Genomic DNA, 19488 nt, shown 5'->3' on the forward strand with positions numbered 1-19488 from the left:
TATATGGAGATATTATGCAAGCTTTAGATCAAAAATCTCAGCAATCCTCACCTTATATTTCGTCATTCGCATTAGCGCTAGCCATTACTGTTGGGTTTGGCCTTACAGGCGGTATATCATTGACCGCAAGCTATTTAAAACCCATATTAACCGTCCTGCCGGAGCCAATGTTCAACCTACTGTTGAATATCGTGTTATGTGCCAATATTGCGCTATGGACAGGCATTCAATTTACCGGCATGAAAGGCCTGTTTTCATACATACAAGCCTCCCCTAAAGATAAATATGACAAAAGAATGGATACCATTAAAAGCTACTATCCCCAACATGAAGCTGACTGGGCTACTATTGAACATCTGGTACAGGCAAGAATTCGTGATGAACAAAAGGTTAGCCTGAAAAATCTAGACCTTGTGCAGGAGCAAATATCAAAAGACTCAGCATGGGTATCTCAGTGGTGGGCTCTTGGAGGCTTATACAAAGATTATCTATATAGTATGGCAAATACGGGCCAGCTAATAACTAGAAATAGTTACTTAAATGCGATAATACAACCTGGGGAGACAATTTCGACAAGTAGCCCAGTCAATGAGGATTTAAAGGAAATTGTAAACTTAGCCTACCAGGCTATAGAACTTGACTGTCCTCAATGGCAATTCAAGGCAGAAAGAGCGCTTCACAATACCATTAAAAGTGTTGTGTACCCAATGACGTTAATCAATGCTTTCATGATCAATAATATTGGCTTCATCATGTTTGGCGCCATGTCATTCATTCAAGTGATGGGCTTAAGCAATCCAATATTAATGTGGACCGCGGTTGGTTATTTTGGGCTGGTGGGATCGCTCAGCGCATTGAGCTTTTCAGGCCCCAGCATTCTTGGAGCTATAGACACATTGTTTGGCTACAACGCACAAGCTCAAAAAAGCCTATCAGACCTAAGAAAGCTCAGCAAGTCCAGTGGATTTTTCCCACTTCCTTCATATGCTCAAAAAGCTTTGGCTATTTTTATGGGCGCAGGGATCGCTGTTGGTAACTTCATGGCCAATATTGCTTTTGGCGAAGTACTATTTGCAGGAAAAAGTTTATTTGATGCAACGTTAATGACAAGTGTTTTTTCAGCACCTTTTTCAGCCTCTACCCCAAGTATCATTCTTGGTGTGGTTGGCGGCATCACAACCTGGGCTCTTATGAGTATTATGTTTATTGCTGGCACACTCACCATCAATCTTCCAAACCCCAGTGACACTAAAGAATCAGAATCCTCTACCGTCAGAAGTCTGTTTGAGCGTGGCGCAGCAATTTGTCTCGCAGCCTTCTCATTGGCTTCAGGTGCAGCATTGTATCTTGGCCGCAGTATCGGCCCATTTCTCAGAGCTCACATTGCACCTTTAATGCTCATCTCATTGAGCATTGTGGGCATACTAGGATGTTACCAACGGTGCAGTGATGATGAAAACACCCTCTTGACCAATATGATTGTGAGCATCTCAATGATCTCAACAACATTTGTATCATATTATCTCAATGTGCTGCCCTCAAGCATCTACTTTCAAGTATTACCAAAATCTTTGGGATATCTTGCAGCTGCCACAACCAGCGTTGCAAACCTTGAGCTGTCACTACCGATATTTAAAAGTGGCTGCCATACCCTAAATAATGCGACACCGAAGTTATTGCCTGAAAGCACATCTTTAAAAGATTCAAGCCGATCGTTTGGTGAGATGATTCGCAACATGATCCCAGGAGTCTAAATAATGCCAGACACATACTTTGGTCATGAGAGCGTCTCAACAGATGAAAAAAAAGAGCGTGTAAACCATGTTTTTGACCAAGTATCAGATGTCTATGACTCAATGAATGACGCCATGTCGTTGGGCATCCACCGGCTCTGGAAACGCCAAGCAGTTTTATCACTCGATTGCTCTGAAAGTGATGTTGTTGCAGACCTTTCTTGTGGGACAGGTGATATCAGTCAATTAATATTGCCATCAATTCCCTATGGAAAGCTTTACTGCATTGACCCCAATGCTAAAATGCTTGAAGTGTGTAAAACCAGACTGGAAAAACGCTCCAACCCAAACATTCAGTTTGTTCAATCCTCAGCAGAGGCACTTAGCTTACCTGAAAAACTTGATAAATTAATTGTTAGTTTTGGAATCAGAAACTTTAGTGATGAAATTAAGGGTCTTGAGAGAATATACCAATCCATGAAGGCTGGTGGAAAAATTGTCATCATGGAGTTTAACCCGCCAGAGTCTGGCGCTTTTGAAACCCAATATAGCATTTACTTAAAATATGTTATTCCATGCTTAGGCAGCTTACTAGGACAAAGCAAAAGCAGCTACCAGTATCTTGCTGACTCAATTGCCATGCAACCAACGCCAGAACAACGGATAAAAACGCTCGAGAGTGTCGGATTCGAGTTTATTAAACACACCCCTCTAACGATGGGTGTTATTGGCCTATTTGAATGTTACCGCTGCAAATGATTCTCGATAGCCTATTAAACCAACTGTCTCCATTACTCTGCCAAAACCATGAAGGCTTTCAGCGCTTTGCACAGCAATACTTAGGTGACGTTATTGCGATAAGGCTTGGGCCGTTTCATAAACACCTATATATCCACCAATCGGGTCTACATGTATGTGAGCGTCAGACATCCCCACTTTCTACGATCCACATTCACATTCACCTTGAAGGTAAAAAGCGTTATACCCTCTCAATTGAAGGGGATCAAAAAATGGGGATCATTTTTTGCCAACTATTAACCAAAGACTCCATGAACCTTTTTGGTCTATTGGATGATATATTACCAAGCCCTGGTGCGCTCTTTGCCATTGAGAGCATTAACGCTATTAAAAAAACAACACAGTGTCTTAAGGGGCATGCTAAAAACCAAACTATTGATTTTATCTGCTATGAAAAAGGCTGGTGTGTTACTCAGCAGGAAGCCAACCGACAATACGAAGAAATTTTTCATTTAAAGACAATGGTTGAACAATTAAAATCATACTAACGCATTATTTCTTTGCATCAAACGCACCTTATCTGTAGAGTGGTGCCTATAACGGTTGTTACAAGAAGATTGGATGCTTTACAAAACCAGGCGAATTATCTCAATGATTAAGGTCCTATGCAAATATGGATTGGATCAGCATATTATTTCTAAATATTTTGCACCTTCGGTCATGCTCAAAGTGCTTCCACGGTACCAAAAATACCATCAGTTAAGCCTGGGTGAGAAGTGTTACCATGTATGTGTCGAGCTAGGACCATTATTTGTGAAGTTTGGTCAGCTCATTTCAATTAGGCACGATTTATTCCCTGAGGATATCACGGAGCCCTTATCGCAACTACAAGACAATGTGCCTCCTTTTGATAATGACACTGCCTTTAAAACAATCGAATCGGATTTAAACAACAGCATTGGGGATCTGTATCAAAGCTTTGATCCTAAGCCAATTGCGAGCGCTTCAATCTCACAGGTGTACCAAGCAACGCTAACGGATGGCTCAGCCGTTGTTGTCAAAGTATTAAGGCCTGGAATAAAAAGAATGTTAGCGATTGATATTGGCATACTACGTAGAATTGCGAAAATGATGAGCCTTAGGCTACAAATAGACAACAGCATATTCCAAGCATTGATTGAAGAGTATGACTATACTTTAAACCAAGAGCTCAACCTAAAGCATGAAGCCTGTCACTACAGTCAAATGCAACATCATTTCAAAGAAGATGCGCGGTTATATGTGCCTAAAGTGTATTGGTCTCATACCTCAGAACTTGTTTTAACGATAGAGAAAGTTTCTGGCATCCCCATCGATGAAATCAAACACTATCCTGATGTCAATCGTAAAAAATTGGCTGTCAATGGCGTGAATATTTTTTTCACTCAAGTCTTCCAACATCGGTTTTTTCATGCTGACATGCACCCAGGCAATGTCTTTGTTGATATTAGTCAACCAGATGAGCCAAAATATATGGCGGTTGACTTTGGGATAGTGGGTGTATTGGCTCCTATCGACCAGTACTATTTGGCTGAAAACTTTTTAGCATTTTTTCATCGTGATTACAATCGTATCGCTTCACTTCATATTGAGGCTGGATGGGTTGGGAAAACCACCGATTTGGTTAAGCTTGAAAGCGCCATCAGGCATGTGTGTGAACCCATATTCTCTCGTTCTATTGAGGAGATTTCTATTGCCGAGCTCATGCATCGTTTGATTGAAGTTTGTAAGCCTTTTGACTTAAGAATACAGCCTCAGCTACTGATTTTACAAAAAACCCTTTTTCATGTAGAGGCACTTGGACGATCGTTGTACCCTCAGCTCAATCTTTGGGAAGCTGCAGAGCCCTTTATCTCAGATTTCATGAAACAACGAGCTGGGGTGAAAACTGGATGGAAAGCTCTGAAACAGGAGTTGCCGAGACTATTAATCAATTCACCCAAACTACCTTTTTTACTTCAAGAACATTTATCAAAGCCTGCTGAAACCATAACACCAAACCAAAACCATAACGCATCCTTGTTCATTGCAGGACTTATCATTGGAGTAATATTAGCAAACCCTAGGTACTTGACAAACATAAACATCTATTACATAATATCGCAGATTTTAATAATGACATTTTTATGGAAACGAATAAAATAGCACGCCTTATTCTACTACCCCTCCTTCATGTTTCCACACTTGGGAGCCCACAATCATTAAGCCTTGATGATGCCGTTGAACAATATAAAACGCATAACCCTGAAATCCATCATATTCAAAAGCAGCTGCTCATTACGGAACAAAAAATTGCTCAAAGCAATAAACCCTATTCACCATCCCCAAAACCTATTGAAATTAACGTAGCGCCTTTTGAAGATAAAGCGGTTATTAGTACTGGCATTCGTGCAGACTTACCAACAGGTGGCCAATTAGAGGCACATTATCGCTCAACATTGGATGATCATGATCAGTATAGTATAAAAATTCATCAGCCCATCACTCAAAATATTGCTAAAATTGAGCGGGCTATTCAGCTTATTGACCAAGAAATTCAGCAGCTACAATATCGTGACAATTACCAAGATAAAATTTTACAGTTTAAAAAACGCTATCGTCAAATTGTGCTACAGCAGCGGATGGTTGAAGATAAAAAACAACAACTGGACATCTTAACCAGTCACTCAAAAGAACAAGATGTGCGATACAAATATGGTGAGATTTCAAAATCAGAACTCAATATCAGCCAAACCGCACTTGAAGAACAACGTCTAAATACCTTGAAAGATGAACAACTCTTAGAAATGGCCATGATTACATTAAAAGTTGAAATGTTTATCAATATTAACAAAATCATAGTGCTAGATACCGACATTCACTTTACCAATAACATACCCACCCCCTCTGAAACCATTAATCAAGCAGTTCGATTGAATACCCAGAGTCAAATAGCAAAACTACAGTACCAACGAGCAAAATACCAAAAGAAGATTTTTGAAAAAAAGCAGCGCCCTGCTCTATCTCTGTATGGCAGCATTGACCAGGATCAGAAAACTTCTGCGGGAATCTCACTGAAATTTAATCTGCCTACACAGACAGACCAATTTGAAAGGAACTTGCAAACATTGCAATACCAGCAATCTGCTATGCAAGCCTATCATGCCAATAATACCTTACGAACCACAATCCATCAAACCCTGATCAATCTTCAGCACCAACAAGCGTTAATCAGTGTTGCTGCAGATCACTTAAAACACCAACAGCAAAAGTATGCTGCCGACTCTATTAAATTCAAATACCATCACATTTCGGCAGAAGAATTCCAACAATCTTCTCAAAAAGTCAATTCCGCTTATCAACAGGCACTAGGTGCGCAGATCTCTTATTGTAACCTTTATGAAGATTTACAAAAAATGACCGGCCAATTTGAGCCTTTAATCAACACTCAGGATAATACCCATGCATAAAATATCATTTTTCCTTATTCCTTTAATGGCCATAAGCCAAGCGTTAACGGTTAGCAGTCAACCAGTTCCTCAAGAGTTACTGCTTAAAGGTGAATTATGCTCTAGCAATGCGCAAGTCATTCAGCTACCTTTTGATGCTCAACTCACGCCTATTGCGGACTTCAATAGCATTGTTAGTAAAAATCAACCCTTATTTGCCATCTCATATATGAGCAAAGATAATAGCTTGGCAAAAGTTATTTATGAGTTCTTCCAAAAAGAAATTCGAGTGGAGATTGCTGATAAAAAGCACCAAATGATGCATGAGCTGCTTCAAATTGAAGCGACTTCTGCGCTTTCGTACCAAGACGCTGTACAGGCGTATGAAGAAGAGAAGGCTGGACTGCATAATGTTAAAAGCACATTAGTTTCTGAGCTTAAAAACCACAACAAAGTGTTTTTAGATATTGAGCATCTTCGAACAGCCTCACTGAGTCAAATTGATGAGTTCATCCAACAGCAAATTCCAAACCAAGTGTTGGCAACTCACGATGGTATCTTTCTTTCCTCAGTGGCTGATACCTCTCAAACCAGCCCTGCATTTTATAAAAAACTAACCAATATCGCCCGCATTGTTGACAATCAAACCTTTGAGCTTCATGTTAAGGTCAATGAGAAACAAGTTGGTCAATTACAAGCAGGGCAAGACGTTGATGTCAATATCGCCTCTTTGGACAAAATCCTTCAAGGGCATATTGCAACGATCGGCCATTTTCCAGAACAAAGTACTTCAGGCAATCACAGTTACCCCATCGTCATCAAACTAGAATCTCTAGAAGCAGTGACACTTAACCAACTTCGAGTTGGCATGAATGCCAGTGTTAGCATTAAAATGGGTGAGGAAGAGATGATTATGATACCGATAACTGCCGTACAAACTTTATATGGGAACAATACCGTCAAAGTTAATGCGAGCGGTACCAACGAGTCCAGGAACGTCACTTTGGGCATTGTGAGTGGTATGGATATTCAAATTACATCTGGTTTAGACGTTGGCGAGGAAATCATTGAGCATCATTAAACTACATAATATTACCAAAACTCATGATGAGGTGATTTTACAAGACCTCAACCTTGAAATCAGCGATGGTGAATTTGTGATTATTACAGGCCCCTCTGGCTGCGGTAAAAGCTCGTTGCTACAAATTTTGGGCTTGATTGAGCCTGCAACATCTGGACAATATATCATCGATCATGAAGATATTAAAGACCTTAGTCCCAATAGGATTGCCGTATTGCGCCATGCTCTTTTTGGATTTATCTTTCAACGATATCATCTAATTGAGCACTTGACGATCCTTGATAACATTCTATTACCACTACAGTATGGTGAGCACCATGATGGCCCTGAGCGTGCTCAGGAGTACATGCAATCACTTGGGATTGATCATTTGAAGAACCGTCATCCTAGTCAACTGTCTTATGGACAACAACAACGTGCCTCTATTGCACGTGCGATGATCACACAACCAAAGATCATTTTAGCAGATGAGCCCACCGGATCATTAGATCCAGAAAATTCTATTCTTGTTATGGAAGAACTCAGAAAGATCCATAACCAAGGTCAAACTGTCATTTTGATCACACACAATCTTGAGCTGATTCAAAAAACGGACATTCATTATAAAATCGAGAATAAACAGATGGTAAGGGTTTCATGATTCATTTAGTAAAAGAAGCACTCAAACAATATCGTTACCGATGGAAAATGGCCATGTTTTCATCATTGGGTGTGATTGTGGCGACACTAGCATTGGTTGCATCGGGGCATATTACCAACATTACTAAAATGCACATGTTATCTGAGTTCTCACAACAAGGTACGAACCTGCTCACGCTCATGATCAGCGATCCAGAAAATAGGCTTTCTATAGAGGATATTAGCCGTGTTATGGCTGATACACCACATGTTAGCTCATTCCACCCACTCTGCCAAACGCAAATTTCTTATGATGAAAATATCCAAATCAGCATCCTGGGCACATCAGTTAATTACCCAGACTTACTCAGAACACAGGTTATTGAAGGCAGAGACCTTCATCCAAATGACATCAAGCCCTATCTTGTACTGTCCAAAGAACTGCAACAATCCTTGAAACAAGAAGGTTTACTGCTATCTACTCAGAGCCAACTATTAGGGGATTTTGGCGTACTTGAGGTCATTGGCGTTGTCGATGGATATCGTGCTCCCAATATGATCAGTCAAAACAGCAATGGTATTGGCATTACCTCATTAGAAACACTTGCCTCTTTGGTTCCAAATGCCTCACCAAATATGATCTACGTCGCTGTAGATAGTCCGGAAGCTATTGACCAAGTAACCCACCTTATCACTGGTAAAATAAAATACCTCCACCCATCAATATCGATTAATGCCTTTCCCATTAGCGCCTTACTGTCTATGACCAACACCATGAGTGATGGACTTAATGTCATTGCTTATGCCGTTGTTGCTATTTGTTCATTGCTCGGTGGCATTGGTATCATGAATATGACCATTGCCAATATCACGGAGAGAAAAAGTGAAATGGCACTTCGAATCGCATTTGGGGCCAAGCAAAGTCATATTCGGCGTATGCTCATTATAGAAACATGCATTTTATGTCTGGCCAGTGGCTTTATGGGCGCATTATTGGGCCTCATTATCAGTTACTATTTTGCGCAATTTAATGGCTGGGATTTTGTTTTCACTCCCTCAACATTACCAGGCAGCATCATCTTCTCTCTTTTGGTAGCCACTTTTGCGGCCCAATACCCTGCCTATTTAATCCAAAAAATACCCGTTGCATATCTGCTCAAAGGTGAATAATATAAGATAAGCTATACTTGAATGGATTCATGGAAGATTGTTATATTATTAACGCTCAGCGAAGCCCACGTGGCATTGGTAAGCCCACGGGATCTTTGTATAGGATCACTGCCGTGAATCTATTGGCACAACTCTTAGATGCCGTGACGACTCCAGATTTATCTCATGAGATTGAGGAGGTCATTACCGGTTGTGTTATGCCCGTTGGTGAACAAGGGGCAAACATTGCCCGCTCTGCCATACTGTGCTCTCGATTACCCATTCATGTACCTGGTATGCAAATCAACCGATTTTGCTCATCAGGATTGGATGCGATTAATCTGATGGCTTATAAGATAATGGCAGGACAGGCAAACATAGCGATTGCCTCAGGTGTTGAGTGCATGTCAAGAGTGCCTATATTGGCTGATGGCGGCGCCCTTGTTGCAGATCCTCGTGTTGCATTTAGACACAACATTATTCCACAAGGAATCAGTGCTGACCTGATAGCAACGTATTTYCAATATAGCCGGACCCAATTAGATTCATTTGCCCTATCTAGCCAACAAAAAGCCAAAAATGCCATGGCGAAAAAGTTATTCAAGTCGATCACACCTATTGTTAACATCTTAGGAAACGTGGTACTTGAAGAAGATGAACACCCCAGACCTGATACCACCCTTGAAGCTTTAGCAGACCTAAAACCCAGCTTTGCCATGATGGGCGCTCTAGCAGGTTATGATGATGTCGCATGTTATCAATACCCTGCAGTTGAGAAAATACAACATCGGCACCATGCAGGAAATTCATCGGGGATTGTTGATGGCGCTGCTGCAGTCCTGTTGGCCAGTCGCCATGCCATTAAAAAACACCAGTTACAACCCTTAGCGCGTATTGTCAGTACCGGCCAAGTAGGCATAGATCCTACCATCATGCTAACCGGTCCGATTGAAGCCATTCAGCAAACGCTCAAACGAGCAAAACTCACCATTGAGGATATTGATTTATGGGAAATCAATGAAGCATTTGCTGCAGTCGTGCTCAGAATTACCGACCAGCTCAGCATTCCTTTGAAACGGGTTAACGTAAACGGAGGCGCTATTGCTTTTGGTCACCCACTTGGCGCAACGGGTACTATGCTCATGGGCACATTAATCGATGAGCTGCATCGAAAAAAGAAACGCTACGGGTGCGTGGTCTTATGTACTGCAGCTGGTATGGCCAGTTGCACGATAATCGAACGGGTCTAATATGAAACACTTTACACATTCCACCACCGATCAGATCATGCATATTGAATTTGATATGCACGATAAAAGCGTCAACTTACTTAACAACAGCACCCTGCTTGAACTTAAGCAGTTGATTAAAACGGCCAACTCCGATAAGAACGTATATGGTGTCATCATTTCAAGTAAGAAAGAACACTTTTGTCTCGGTGCAGACGTGCCCTTCATCCTACGTATGATAAAAAATCATCCAAAACCTCAAGATTTGTATGAAAAAGTATGGGAAATGCAATCACTTCTTAGCAACTTTAAGAAACCAACTGTTTGCATCGTACATGGTCAATGTTTGGGTGGTGGACTGGAATTAGCGCTTGCCTGTCATTACCGAATCGGTATTTCTGGCACAAAACTACGGCTGGGACTGCCAGAAGTAAGACTGGGCATCATGCCAGGATTGGGTGGAACCCAACGCTTACCAAGACTGATTGGCCTAGAGCCTGCACTAAATATGCTATTAAAAGGCACAACAGTGAGAGAAGACATTGCTGCTAAACAAGGACTCATTGACGAACTTGCTACAACAAAAAATCAAGCCCTACATACTGCAAAAGCACTATTACAAAAAAAGACTTTACCCAACGATAAAGCCGTCTCACTCTATAAGCCTGAACATGTCATGACCTTATCTGCTGCTTTTGCACTGACAAAAAAGCAATCTCAGGGCTGCTATACCAATGTTGAGAATTTACTCCAGGCCATTTACGAAGGTCACTTGGTTGATTTAGACAACGGCTTAAAAACAGAAACAGAGTATTTTGTTAAAACATTACTAGAACCTACGACCCAGAATATGATTAAAACGTTGTACATTGACCGCCAACACTTAAGAAAGCAAGCGAAAAAGTCACTCAGCACCACCCCCATAACAACTCTTGGTGTGATTGGTGGAGGGTTCATGGGAGCAGGCATCGCTGCCCATGCCCTCCAGCAAGGGCTCAACGTTGTGATTATTGAGCAAAACAATAAAGCGTTACAATTGGCCAAAACACGTCTTGATGAACTGCAGCAAAAATATCCACCTGGAAAAATCGGCAAACTTACCATAAGTACTGACATGCATCCTTTAAAGACGTGCCAAGTAGTGATTGAAGCGGTTTATGAAGACATGGCACTCAAACAAAACATTTTGCAACAAGCAGAACATTATTTAGACCAGAAGGCTATTTTAGCCAGCAATACCTCAACCATCCCTATCACCCACTTGGCATCTGTACTCAAAGATCCAACCCGGTTTGTTGGCATTCACTTTTTTTCTCCTGTTGCAAAAATGCAATTGATCGAAATCATCCAGGGTCAAAAAACTCAGCTTAAAACACTGGATATTGCTCGAGGCTTAACTGCAGCCCTCAATAAAGTACCCATTACTGTTAAAGATACGCGTGGCTTTTACACGTCACAAATCGTGATGGGTTATATATTTGAAGCCATCACCTTAATCACCGAAGGTGCCAATCCCATTGAAATAGAACATGCCGCCAGGCAAATAGGCATGCCAACCCCGCCGCTTGCACTTCTTGATGAAATTGGCATTGATATTGCTTGGCATATTATTCAAGAAAACCACAAAGACCCTGAGTCACCCCCACTAGCCAATGCGGCTATTGAGCTAATAAATGAACTTTACAGTCATACGCGTCTAGGACGCAAAACCCAGCAAGGGTTCTACAGTTATCAGCCAGAAAAACATCTATGGCCTGAGATACTTCATAAATATCCAGCAAAAGAACATCTGTTTGAAGACCTTAAAAAGCGCTTACTGAATATTCAAGTCACCATGGCACACACCATACACCAACAAGGTCTCATCAAAAAAGAAGATGCCAATGTGGGTGCAATCTTAGGACTAGGATTTTGCCCCTGGAGTGGTGGCCCGATGTTTGTCTCTCCAGAGACATCATAACCCACATCAATGCCACCTACTCACTCAGCATATGCCTGACCTAGTTCACCATTAAGACTTAGCAATATGTAATATATGCTAGCATTATGGCAACTTACTTGGGTCTTTGTTAGATAAACGAACAATCCATTCTGAACCATCGCCCGTTTCATCTCCTCACATAAACATGTCATCTTTTAACCCTACCATGCAAAATATTAATCTCGCAGAAAAATAGCCCAGGGACTGAATGCCTTGTAGGCGCATGATATAATCTAATAAAAAAATGAAATTATGCACGTAAGACAGAAACTATGAAGCGAATCGCAACTTGAAATTAAGATACACAAAGACAGCATCGTACCGAAAGGATCATTCCAAAATCGCCTAGATATTGTGCATGCTATCATCGAAGATAATCTCTCTATTTCAGAGTAAGCATTTCAAGGATGTCATAACCTACACCAGGTTACCATAGGAAATCAGGTTAACATTGGTCTCAGAGCATTTAGCAGCTGTACCAACCTGAAACAAGCATCCATTGGTGCTTTCACAAATATTGGTAAACTGGCTTTTTATGAATGTGTGTCGCTCAACAACGTATCACTTGGTGCCGAGCAAACAGTAGACAGTGGTTAATTCCTCAGCTGCCACAGTATTAAGCACCTAACTATTGACCTAGAAGCAAGATCAAGACGAGAGAGCTTAACATCATGAAAGGACATGAATCCATTCGCCTCGGTAAAGCATTAGCACTCAATAGTCATGCATTCCATACACTGCCAAAACTGAAAACCATTAGTTGCAGCTTCATCCAAGCATTCGATCATACCAAATGTATAGCACTCGCAAAATCTCAAACAATACAACTTATCAGGCAACCTTGGCTATTCTTAGCCTGACCCTATAATCGACATGACGGTATTGCAGATATTGCAAACAGAGCTTCCACTAAAAACATATTCACCATTTTATCCATTTGCTGAAATCGACGCTATACCCAAACAGCAGAAGACGTCATGATTGCCCTTGCGGCCACACCTGAGATGCTTATACTGACCCCACAACACGACCATGCTGAAATAGCAGAAGGCACATCACAGACCATCTCAGCAGAATCTGTTAAGGTCATACCAACATACAAACTTGCTCTCCGTATGATTTGTTCTTTCCTTCCACCCCAACCAACCTTTAGACCAGAATACTCCTATGATCATAATAGGCTTGCTCCCAAGAAGAACCCTTCTATAAAAAATTCTGGCTAATATCTAGTAAAAGTTAATAACTGTGCTATAATAGCACACACTGACATTACCGGAAAGGCATTGATAATGAGCAAAAAACTAAGAAACATCGCAATTATTGCACACGTAGATCACGGTAAAACCACACTGGTTGACAAGCTTTTAGAACAATCTGGCACCATGAAAGCCGGTGAAAACAGAGTCATGGACTCTAACGATCTAGAAAAAGAAAGAGGCATTACCATTTTGGCAAAAAATACTGCCATTAACTGGAAGGACCATCATATTAATATTGTCGACACCCCAGGACACGCAGATTTTGGTGGTGAGGTAGAACGAATCCTGTCTATGGTTGACACTTGCCTACTACTTGTTGATGCCGTTGAAGGACCAATGCCACAAACGCGTTTTGTGACCCAAAAAGCCTTCCAACATGGCTTAAAACCCATTGTTGTTGTGAACAAAATTGATCGTGATGGCGCACGTTGTGATTGGGTTGTAGACCAAGTTTTTGAACTGTTTGATCACTTAGGAGCCAGTGATGAACAGTTGGACTTCCAAGTGATGTATGCTTCAGCCATCAATGGCTTTGCCACACCTGACCCAGACATGGCCAGTGATACCATGGCACCGCTTCTTGATATGATTCTTGAACATGCTCCTGCACCTGATGTTGATCATGATGGTCCTTTTCAAATGCAAATTACCAGCCTTGACCACTCATCTTATGTTGGTACTATCGGTATTGGAAGAATTCAGCGCGGCAGTATCAAACCCAATACACCGATCAAAGTCATCAACCGTGAAGGCGCGATTCGTTCCAGTCGGGTACTACAAGTCTTGGGGCACATGGGGCTAGAGCGTTATGAATCAGAAGAAGCTCAAGCTGGTGACATTATTGCCGTTACTGGTGTTGGTGAGTTAGACATTTCAGACACACTCTGCTCACCTGAACACGTTGAAGCACTTCCAGCTCTTAGTGTTGATGAACCGACAATTTCAATGGTCTTCTCCGTTAATGATTCACCTTTTGCTGGCCAAGATGGTGAATTTCTAACATCGCGTCAAATCAGAAAACGTTTGATGGATGAAGCAGAGCATAATGTTGCCTTGAAAATTGGTGATGCTGGCTCTAGCGAAAAATTCTTAGTATCTGGACGAGGAGAGTTACACTTATCTATCCTCATTGAAAATATGAGACGGGAAGGTTACGAACTTGCTGTGAGTCGTCCTCAAGTTATTTTAAAAGACATTGATGGCGTCACTTGCGAACCTTATGAGTCAGTAACAATCGATGTTCTGCAAACACACCAAGGAAGTATCATTGAAAAACTCAATGCAAAGCGTGGAGTGCTTGTTGATATGGTTCCTGATGAACATGGTAGAGTTCGAATGGACTATGAGGTTCCCTCTCAAGGCCTGTTCGGTTTTCAAAGTGAGCTAATCAGCATGACTCAAGGAACTGGCATCATGCACCATGTCTTCTTGGAATATCGCCCTTATAGCGCGATGGACAAACAATTTAGACACCAAGGTGCTTTAATCAGCATTGCGCAAGGTACTGCAACAACTTACGCCCTATTCAACATCCAAAGTCGTGGTCGCATCATGATCAACCCTGGTGATGATGTCTATGAGGGTATGGTTGTTGGCTTACACAGCCGTAGCAATGATTTGGTGGTAAATGTTTGTAAGACCAAACAGCTTACCAATGTTAGGGCCTCAGGGACAGATGACAACCTGATATTAACGCCACCATTAAAGTACTCATTAGAACAGGCTCTTGGCTTGATCACTGATGATGAACTTGTTGAGATCACGCCTAAATCCATTCGTATCAGAAAGAAGTTCCTAAAAGAGCATGAGCGAAAACGTGCCAGCAGACAGAACTAAACTTGCTAAGATCAACATATATGCTAAAATAGGATTGCTATGAACGAAATCATTAAACAGGAACTGCTCAAACGATTGGCACAACATGGCTGGGCTAATAAAGTTGATTTAAAAATTTCACGCACCAAAAGTGCAGATCATGGCGATTACTGCTCCAATGTTGCGATGATGCTAGCAGGGAAGTTGGATCTTCCTCCCATGAAAATTGCACGCAAGATTCAGGCAATTATTGATCATCCTGATATCACGCGTACCGATGTTGCAAGCCCAGGTTTCTTAAACTTCTTTATCACTCGGGATTTCACGCCCTTAATCCAAGGCATTATTGATGAAGATGCTGCATTTTTTGCACCGGATATTGGGAAAGGCAGCCAGGTTCACCTAGAATATGTCTCTTCAAACCCAACCGGACCCGTTCATGTTGGCCACGGGCGATCAGCGGCCTATGGTTCGTCCCTAGCAAACATCCTACGACAAACAGGCTTTAATGTTCATACGGAATACTATGTCAATGATGCCGGTCTACAAATTGATATCTTAACAGCCAGTATCTGGCTTTGTATCTTAAACATACAAGTTCCTAATGGCTGCTACACTGGTGACTATTTAAATAGAATCGCCGTCGACCATCCAGAAATTAACACACAGATTCCTGATGATTTGCAAAACCTCTTGGCCAACTGGCCTGAGGAAGACATGACACCCGCTATAGAAACACTCATAGCCTGCTGCAAGTCTCACTTAAAAATGAATTACACCACGCTAAAAAAATGGGTTGTGCAAGACATCACCCAACAAATAGAAACTGATTTAGCAGAATTTGGTGTGACTTACAATGCATGGTTTCATGAATCAAGCCTGGTTGAGAACCAACAGATCGATAAACTAATCAATACGTTAGAGACCAACGGACACACTTATGAGAAAGATGGTGCCGTCTGGTTTAAATCTTCTGAATATGGTGATGAGAAAGATCGAGTCCTTAAACGGTCAAACGGTATTTGGACATATTTTGCAAACGATCTTGCTTACCACCAAAAAAAGTTTGAGCAGTCTCCTGATAGAATGATTGATGTCTTTGGTGCAGACCACCATGGATATGTCCCAAGAGTTGTTGCAGGACTCACGGCATTGGGGATGGATAGTGAGCGATTTCGTTGTATATTGATTCAATTTGCAAGCCTCTATCGCGGTAAAGAAAAATTAGCAATGTCGACAAGGAGCGGGCAATTTATCACATTAAGAACCCTCTATGAAGAAGTCGGCGTTGATGCTGCCAGGTTTTTTTACTGCATGCGACGGTCTGATCAGCATTTAGATTTCGATCTGGAACTGGCCAAAAGTCAAAATAGCCAAAATCCAGTTTATTACATTCAGTATGCCCATGCTCGTATCCAAAGCATTTTTGCAAAGCATGGCCAATATATCCCAACGACATCCCACTGGCAACAACCAAGCCATGATGAAGTTCAGCTCATTGAGCTCCTATCTCAGTATCCAGAGGTGCTTATCAAAGCCAGTGGTAAAACGGAAGTTTATCGGTTGTGTCAATACCTATTAGATATCGCAACGCTGTTTCATAAGTACTACAACAACACCCCCATACTGTCTGACGTTATTAGCGAGCGCTATCACCGGCTACTCCTGTGCTCTTTAACCGCAAAATGTATTAAACAAGGTTTGTCTCTTCTCAACATCAGTGCACCGGAGTCCATGTAGTGCCTCGCTTAAGAATTCGTTATCCTCTGACGGTTATTGCCATCATCGCTTTAGCCGTGACCTTACCCAGCACGATCCCGTCTCCTTCACAAACCCATGCTCAGATGTCTGAAAACCCTGATTTAAACAAAGGGTTTTACTTACGACTTCATGCGCCTGTGAAACTACCTGCAACCATCCCTCATAAGAATAGTGGAGAGATGACCTATGTGGGCCCTTTAGCGCACATAAAAGCATGCCACAACCAGCGAGCCAAGATAAAACCCCTGTATCCTGGACTCAACACAGATATCGTTAAAATTAATTAATATGTTGTTTTGTAGAAGCATTCAAACATTTTCCTTGCAATAAATTTAAAAATGACTATACTCATAAATAGCGGGGTGGAGCAGTCTGGCAGCTCGCCGGGCTCATAACCCGGAGGCCGTAGGTTCAAATCCTACCCCCGCTACCAAATTTATTACGTAATTAAACCCCTTTTGGGGTTTTTTGCTTCATAGGGGGAAAATGAATCAAATTAATGAGATAATAAAAGCTGCAGTAACAGCTTGCGACATGAAACTTTATGGGATTGATAATACCCATGAAGGGATTACTGTATATATCGAAAAAAATGATGGCGTGATCAGCATTTCTGATTGTGAGATTGTTATGAAACAAATAAACTATAGCACTGATACAGACCATTTACATATAGAGGTGTCCTCAAAAGGCGCATACCCTCTCCTCTTCACCCTTGAGCACTTTCAAGAGGCGCTCGGCGAAAACGTCAAAGTAAGAACTACCAACAAATCCTATTCAGGAACATTGGCTCTTGCAAACCAAGATCAGCTTCATATTCAGAAAAATGATGAAACCTTCATTATTGATACCCCTACTGTTAAAAGAGCACGGTTAATCCCGTCAAATATTGGAGAATAGCATGACACAAAACATTGTTACTTATATTAAAGTGCTAGCAGCTGATAAAAACTTGAATCCAGAGGATATCTTTATTGCATTAGAGCTTGCCCTAGCGACAGTCACTGAAAAAACATTTGATGAAGATGTCCATTTACAATGTGCTATCGATCGAGAAACGGGTGCAAGTAGCTACCACCGAGTATGGACAGTTGTTGCTGATGACTATGAAGACTTCAACACAGCAAGGCATATCAAGCTTTCAGATACTGAAAAAGACTATGAAGGCTTGGAGGTTGATGACAACATTATTGAAGACATTGAAATCAATATCAACGCAGAAGAATCTGGAACTGAAGTTGGTCGTATTGAAATCGAAAAAGCCAAACAAGTAATGCTGCGTGCCGTGCGTGATGCGGAGCGTGCTCACAATGCACGTGAATACGAATCGCTTATCCACACCTTAATCTCTGGTGAAGTAACCCATGTAACCCGAAACGCTGTCTTGCTTGATACGGGTAATGTACAAGCAGAGATCACCCGCTCAGAGTTAATTCCAAAAGAGATCATTCGCAAAGGTGATAGAATTATGGGCTGCTTGGTAGAGATTAACTACCATGGCAGAGGGGCCCTGCTACAACTATCCCGCCGGTGCCCTGAAATGCTAGAAGCCCTATTCAAGCAAGAAGTTCCAGAAATCCAAGAAGGCTTAATCCAAGTTAAATGTGCTGCCAGGGATCCAGGATCTAGAGCAAAAATAGCTGTTAAGTCAAATGATCTAAGAATTGATCCAATTGGTGCCTGTATCGGTGTCAAAGGGTCTCGGGTACAAGCCATCTCAAATGAGCTTCATGGTGAGCGTGTTGACATTATTAAATGGGATGATGATCCAGCCATGCTAGCAATTAATGCGTTGTCACCCGCAACCATTAATGCCATAGAAGTGAATGAATCTCAAAAAATCATGCATATTGCTATTGAAGATGAAATGCTATCAAAAGCCATCGGCCGTAATGGACAAAATATTAATTTGGCCAGCCAGCTTGTTGGCTGGAAATTGAAAATCATTTCAGCATCTGAGGCTACTGAAAAACAGCAAGCAGAGATTGACAAAACCATTGAACTGTTTTCAACTCAACTTGATGTTGATAACAATGTTGCCGAAGCACTGGCAAGAGAAGGCATTAAATCGATGACAGAACTTGTGAACACATCACCCAAAACCATTGCAAAAATTGATGGATTTGCCATTGATATTGCTGAAGAACTTATCAGCCGAGCTCAGGGCCACCTACTTGAAATGGCACTAGAAGATGATGATGGCAGCTTAATGTCAGTGGACGGGATGGATACAGCAACAGCTGAAAAACTTAAAGAGCATGATATTCAAGACAAAGAATCTCTTGCTGATATGTCAGTTTCTGAAGTAACTGACCTGATCAATATTTCTGAAGAGCAGGCTGGGAAGCTGATATTAGCAGCACGTTCCCACTGGTTTAGCGATGACAACAAATAGAGGCATTTATGGCAGTAAAGTTTACACTCGATCGATTATCCACTGTCACCGGCATCTCTCCTGATGAGCTCAAGGAGTTATTAAAAAGCCGCGGCGTTTCTGTTGATACTGATAATGAATTAACCAAAGAGCAAGTTGATATCATTAAAGATAGTATCAAAAATCGTAAAAAAGTTAGCGTTGAAACAAAATTAGGAACTCAAGCAACTGCTAATGGCAGCCAAACCCTAATCACACGACGTGCATCTGCGAGCGTAAAGCC

Annotated in this window: 16 protein-coding genes, 1 tRNA gene and 1 pseudogene; 17 read left to right on the forward strand and 1 reads right to left on the reverse strand. The window is 41.5% G+C overall.

What is annotated here, in order from left to right; all coding sequences use genetic code 11:
• Positions 1 to 14 precede the first annotated feature (14 nt).
• From MKS91_RS01215 to MKS91_RS05355, 11 genes and pseudogenes are all read left to right on the forward strand, one after another.
• Complete coding sequence (locus MKS91_RS01215) at positions 15 to 1754, forward strand: hypothetical protein (protein WP_258569022.1); 1740 nt, start codon at positions 15 to 17, stop codon at positions 1752 to 1754.
• Between the two features lie 3 nt (positions 1755 to 1757).
• Positions 1758 to 2492 (forward strand): ubiquinone/menaquinone biosynthesis methyltransferase, encoded by a 735-nt coding sequence (locus MKS91_RS01220; protein ID WP_258569023.1) that lies wholly within the window; start codon positions 1758 to 1760, stop codon positions 2490 to 2492.
• A complete protein-coding gene (locus MKS91_RS01225; RefSeq protein WP_258569024.1) occupies positions 2474 to 3019 on the forward strand; it encodes a hypothetical protein in 546 nt (181 codons plus the stop codon). Before MKS91_RS01220 ends, MKS91_RS01225 begins: the two co-directional genes overlap by 19 nt.
• A gap of 103 nt (positions 3020 to 3122) precedes the next feature.
• Positions 3123 to 4655: an AarF/UbiB family protein gene (locus MKS91_RS01230; protein ID WP_258569025.1), complete on the forward strand. Its 1533-nt coding sequence runs from the start codon at positions 3123 to 3125 to the stop codon at positions 4653 to 4655.
• Complete coding sequence (locus MKS91_RS01235) at positions 4637 to 5959, forward strand: TolC family protein (protein WP_258569026.1); 1323 nt, start codon at positions 4637 to 4639, stop codon at positions 5957 to 5959. The genes MKS91_RS01230 and MKS91_RS01235 overlap by 19 nt, the downstream gene beginning before the upstream one ends.
• Positions 5952 to 7019: an efflux RND transporter periplasmic adaptor subunit gene (locus tag MKS91_RS01240; RefSeq protein ID WP_258569027.1), complete on the forward strand. Its 1068-nt coding sequence runs from the start codon at positions 5952 to 5954 to the stop codon at positions 7017 to 7019. Before MKS91_RS01235 ends, MKS91_RS01240 begins: the two co-directional genes overlap by 8 nt.
• Positions 7006 to 7659: an ABC transporter ATP-binding protein gene (locus MKS91_RS01245; RefSeq protein ID WP_258569028.1), complete on the forward strand. Its 654-nt coding sequence runs from the start codon at positions 7006 to 7008 to the stop codon at positions 7657 to 7659. Before MKS91_RS01240 ends, MKS91_RS01245 begins: the two co-directional genes overlap by 14 nt.
• On the forward strand, positions 7656 to 8807 hold the full coding sequence (locus tag MKS91_RS01250) for an ABC transporter permease (RefSeq protein WP_258569029.1): 1152 nt from the start codon (positions 7656 to 7658) through the stop codon (positions 8805 to 8807). The genes MKS91_RS01245 and MKS91_RS01250 overlap by 4 nt, the downstream gene beginning before the upstream one ends.
• Positions 8808 to 8836: 29 nt before the next feature.
• Positions 8837 to 10036 (forward strand): acetyl-CoA C-acetyltransferase, encoded by a 1200-nt coding sequence (locus MKS91_RS01255; protein ID WP_258569030.1) that lies wholly within the window; start codon positions 8837 to 8839, stop codon positions 10034 to 10036.
• A gap of 1 nt (position 10037) precedes the next feature.
• Positions 10038 to 11975: a 3-hydroxyacyl-CoA dehydrogenase NAD-binding domain-containing protein gene (locus tag MKS91_RS01260; RefSeq protein ID WP_258569031.1), complete on the forward strand. Its 1938-nt coding sequence runs from the start codon at positions 10038 to 10040 to the stop codon at positions 11973 to 11975.
• 429 nt (positions 11976 to 12404) lie between these two features.
• Positions 12405 to 12593, forward strand: a pseudogene (locus MKS91_RS05355) (leucine-rich repeat protein); the annotation flags it as partial.
• A gap of 355 nt (positions 12594 to 12948) precedes the next feature.
• Here the strand turns inward: MKS91_RS05355 and MKS91_RS01265 are convergent.
• Positions 12949 to 13098 (reverse strand): hypothetical protein, encoded by a 150-nt coding sequence (locus MKS91_RS01265; protein ID WP_258569032.1) that lies wholly within the window; start codon positions 13096 to 13098, stop codon positions 12949 to 12951.
• 187 nt (positions 13099 to 13285) lie between these two features.
• Here MKS91_RS01265 and typA point away from each other — a divergent pair, with 187 nt between their 5' ends.
• From typA to nusA, 6 genes are all read left to right on the forward strand, one after another.
• On the forward strand, positions 13286 to 15091 hold the full coding sequence (gene typA, locus MKS91_RS01270) for a translational GTPase TypA (RefSeq protein WP_258569033.1): 1806 nt from the start codon (positions 13286 to 13288) through the stop codon (positions 15089 to 15091).
• A 39-nt stretch (positions 15092 to 15130) separates the two neighbouring features.
• Complete coding sequence (gene argS / locus MKS91_RS01275) at positions 15131 to 16810, forward strand: arginine--tRNA ligase (RefSeq protein ID WP_258569034.1); 1680 nt, start codon at positions 15131 to 15133, stop codon at positions 16808 to 16810.
• Complete coding sequence (locus MKS91_RS01280; RefSeq protein ID WP_258569035.1) at positions 16810 to 17118, forward strand: hypothetical protein; 309 nt, start codon at positions 16810 to 16812, stop codon at positions 17116 to 17118. Before argS ends, MKS91_RS01280 begins: the two co-directional genes overlap by 1 nt.
• Positions 17119 to 17187: 69 nt before the next feature.
• Positions 17188 to 17264, forward strand: a tRNA-Met gene (locus MKS91_RS01285).
• Between the two features lie 53 nt (positions 17265 to 17317).
• Complete coding sequence (locus MKS91_RS01290; RefSeq protein WP_258569036.1) at positions 17318 to 17731, forward strand: LSm family protein; 414 nt, start codon at positions 17318 to 17320, stop codon at positions 17729 to 17731.
• Position 17732: 1 nt separating this feature from the next.
• Positions 17733 to 19226, forward strand: a complete 1494-nt coding sequence (gene nusA, locus MKS91_RS01295; RefSeq protein ID WP_258569037.1) for a transcription termination factor NusA — start codon at positions 17733 to 17735, stop codon at positions 19224 to 19226.
• The last annotated feature ends 262 nt before the right edge of the window (positions 19227 to 19488 follow it).

It is taken from the genome of Candidatus Synchoanobacter obligatus, from assembly GCF_024259865.1.
Classification (GTDB): Bacteria; Pseudomonadota; Gammaproteobacteria; order Comchoanobacterales; family Comchoanobacteraceae; genus Synchoanobacter; species Synchoanobacter obligatus.

Excerpts from the sequence above, each read along its gene's own strand:
- argS (WP_258569034.1), top strand. The coding sequence starts at position 15,131 with ATGAACGAAATCATTAAACAGGAACTGCTCAAACGATTGGCACAACAT.
- MKS91_RS01250 (WP_258569029.1), top strand. The coding sequence starts at position 7,656 with ATGATTCATTTAGTAAAAGAAGCACTCAAACAATATCGTTACCGATGG.
- typA (WP_258569033.1), top strand. The coding sequence starts at position 13,286 with ATGAGCAAAAAACTAAGAAACATCGCAATTATTGCACACGTAGATCAC.
- MKS91_RS01225 (WP_258569024.1), top strand. The coding sequence starts at position 2,474 with ATGTTACCGCTGCAAATGATTCTCGATAGCCTATTAAACCAACTGTCT.
- MKS91_RS01220 (WP_258569023.1), top strand. The coding sequence starts at position 1,758 with ATGCCAGACACATACTTTGGTCATGAGAGCGTCTCAACAGATGAAAAA.
- MKS91_RS01215 (WP_258569022.1), top strand. The coding sequence starts at position 15 with ATGCAAGCTTTAGATCAAAAATCTCAGCAATCCTCACCTTATATTTCG.
- MKS91_RS01235 (WP_258569026.1), top strand. The coding sequence starts at position 4,637 with ATGGAAACGAATAAAATAGCACGCCTTATTCTACTACCCCTCCTTCAT.
- nusA (WP_258569037.1), top strand. The coding sequence starts at position 17,733 with ATGACACAAAACATTGTTACTTATATTAAAGTGCTAGCAGCTGATAAA.
- MKS91_RS01260 (WP_258569031.1), top strand. The coding sequence starts at position 10,038 with ATGAAACACTTTACACATTCCACCACCGATCAGATCATGCATATTGAA.
- MKS91_RS01290 (WP_258569036.1), top strand. The coding sequence starts at position 17,318 with ATGAATCAAATTAATGAGATAATAAAAGCTGCAGTAACAGCTTGCGAC.
- MKS91_RS01230 (WP_258569025.1), top strand. The coding sequence starts at position 3,123 with ATGATTAAGGTCCTATGCAAATATGGATTGGATCAGCATATTATTTCT.
- MKS91_RS01240 (WP_258569027.1), top strand. The coding sequence starts at position 5,952 with ATGCATAAAATATCATTTTTCCTTATTCCTTTAATGGCCATAAGCCAA.